This is a genomic window from Streptomyces sp. RP5T (assembly GCF_003933965.1).
In the GTDB taxonomy this organism is placed as follows: Bacteria; Actinomycetota; Actinomycetes; order Streptomycetales; family Streptomycetaceae; genus Streptomyces.
The window spans coordinates 1-2,046 of record NZ_RSAJ01000954.1 but is presented as its reverse complement, the minus strand read 5'-3'; the positions used below and the strand labels follow the sequence as shown (position 1 = coordinate 2,046).

General features: G+C 70.2%; 3 protein-coding genes. 2 read left to right on the top strand and 1 reads right to left on the bottom strand.

What is annotated here, in order from left to right; genetic code table 11:
• Window positions 1–327 precede the first annotated feature (327 nt).
• On the bottom strand, window positions 328–642 hold the full coding sequence (locus EHS43_RS43350; RefSeq protein ID WP_125195917.1) for a hypothetical protein: 315 nt from the start codon (window positions 640–642) through the stop codon (window positions 328–330).
• 164 nt (window positions 643–806) lie between these two features.
• Here EHS43_RS43350 and EHS43_RS43345 point away from each other — a divergent pair, with 164 nt between their 5' ends.
• Together EHS43_RS43345 and EHS43_RS43340 are read left to right on the top strand one after the other, a co-directional pair.
• Window positions 807–1,169: an arsenate reductase family protein gene (locus EHS43_RS43345; protein WP_185806659.1), complete on the top strand. Its 363-nt coding sequence runs from the start codon at window positions 807–809 to the stop codon at window positions 1,167–1,169.
• Window positions 1,170–1,276: 107 nt separating this feature from the next.
• The gene (locus EHS43_RS43340; RefSeq protein WP_125195915.1) at window positions 1,277–1,930 is read left to right on the top strand and encodes a hypothetical protein; all 654 of its coding nucleotides are present in this window, start codon (window positions 1,277–1,279) and stop codon (window positions 1,928–1,930) included.
• Window positions 1,931–2,046 lie beyond the last annotated feature (116 nt).

Below are 2,046 nucleotides of genomic sequence, written 5' to 3'. Positions count from 1 at the left end.
GGGTGGGAGAGACCCGGGTACGACCACGCTTCCGGACACCGCTGGAGAAAGAACTGGCCGAACCCACGGGCTGACCGGACACCGGGCGCCCCCTCGTATGGCGGTTCCTGGACCCCCAGAGCGTCCGGCACGAAGCGGACGCGGCCACGGCAACCCGGTTACGGGAATCCGCGGGAGCGACCCGAGTACGACCCCGCCTCGGGACACCGCTGGAAAAGGAACTGGCCGAACCCACGGGCTGACCGGACACCGGGCGGCCCCTCGCGTAAGGGGCTGACCGTGACACCGGGCGCCCCCCCTCGTGCAAAGGGCGCCCGGTGTCACGGTCTACCGTGCGTATCGCATCAGCGCCCGCACCATGTGGCACGTGGTGTCGGACGGCGGGTGGACGCCGATCAGCTCCGCGGTGTCCCGGATCGTCTCGTTGCGGGCCTGGTTCGGCACGTAGACGCCGGAGTCGAGCAGGGCGATCGCGAGCCGCATCGCCTTGAGGCGGCGGTTGTGGGTGACGTACCACTCGCGGGGACGGCCCGGCGGCAACGGGCGCTTCTCCACGGGGGTGTACGGCAGGTCGAGCAGCACGGGGTGCTTCGCGGTGGACTGGGTGGGCAACGGCTTCGGCTTCAGTGCGGCAGCGGGCACAGGCATCCTCCTGTCGCGGTAAGGGCGGCCACCGGGACCCCGGCGACGCCCTCGAACACTGGTTTTATTCTACCGCCCGGCACTGACAAAAGCCCCTGGCCACAAGGGCTTTCGGGGGTGCTGTGACGCAGGTGGAAGACGGGTTTTCGCGTACCGTGAGTGCCATGGAGATCTGGATCAACCCGGCCTGTTCGAAGTGCCGCAGCGCGATCGGCCTGCTCGACGCGGAGGGTGCCGAGTACACCGTCCGGCGCTATCTGGAGGACGTCCCGAGCGAGGACGAGATCCGCGAGGTGCTGGACCGGCTCGGCCTCGAACCGTGGGACATCACCCGCACCCAGGAGGCGGCGGCCAAGGAGCTCGGCCTCAAGGAGTGGGCGCGGGACGACAGTTCGCGGGACCGCTGGGTCGCCGCGCTCGCCGCCCACCCCAAGCTCATCCAGCGCCCCATCATCACGGCGGACGACGGCTCGGCGCTGGTCGCCCGCACCGATGACGCCGTACAGGACGCCCTGTCCAGGAAATAGCGGGGTGTGACGCAGGTTACGTCACTCGACTCACGTGACCGCTGAGCAACCTCGTTCGGTATCTCGTACATAGCGGCGTACGCTCCCCCAACTCTCAGGAGGCGCGGATGTCGCGCAGGAGAACGCTCAGTACGAGGAAGAAGGTCGCGCTGCTGGTGAGCGCGGCGGCGGTGGCGGGAGGCGGGGCCTTCGCGATGGCCGGCACCTCCAACGCCTCGCAGGGTCCGCAGACGGCGGCGCAGTCGACGGTGTGTCAGGGTCTCGCCACCGCGCTCGGCAACAACCAGCGGTTCATCGAGGGCCAACGGGCGGCGCCCGACGCGCAGTCGGCGGCCCGGATCGCCAACCGGGAAGCGGTGATCGCGCAGATCAAGGTGCAGCAGAAGGCGTCCGGTTGTGTGGTCGGGGAGTCGGCTCAGGGCTCCCAGACCGCCACCGGGCAGCCCGCACCGGCCGCTCCCCCCTCGGCACCCGCCGCGACCCAGGCCCCGCCCGCGGGGAACGCCGCGTCCGGGCAGCGGGTGTGCAACGGCTCGACCGTCACGCTGTCCGGTGAGGCCGGTGCGCCCGCCGCGTCCAGCAACCAGTTCCCGGTGGGCACGAAGCTGAAGGTCACCAACCTGGACAACAACAAGTCCACGACGGTGGAGGTCACTTCGGCCTCCGGCAGCTGCGCCCTGCTCAACAACGCGGCCTTCGAACAGGTACGGGAGCCCGGCAAGTTCCTCATCCGCCGGGCCGTGATCGAGAAGGTGGGGTGAGGCCGTTCGGCAGGTGACCTCGTACGTGTCACAGGTCCTGCCGCCCGCGGCCACGGGCGGCAGGACCGGCGGAGACGCCGCCTTGGACCCGGTGGAGCGGTAGACCGGTCCAGGAG

Coding starts and splice junctions, on each gene's coding strand:
- EHS43_RS43345 (WP_185806659.1), top strand. CDS start 807: ATGGAGATCTGGATCAACCCGGCCTGTTCGAAGTGCCGCAGCGCGATC.
- EHS43_RS43340 (WP_125195915.1), top strand. CDS start 1,277: ATGTCGCGCAGGAGAACGCTCAGTACGAGGAAGAAGGTCGCGCTGCTG.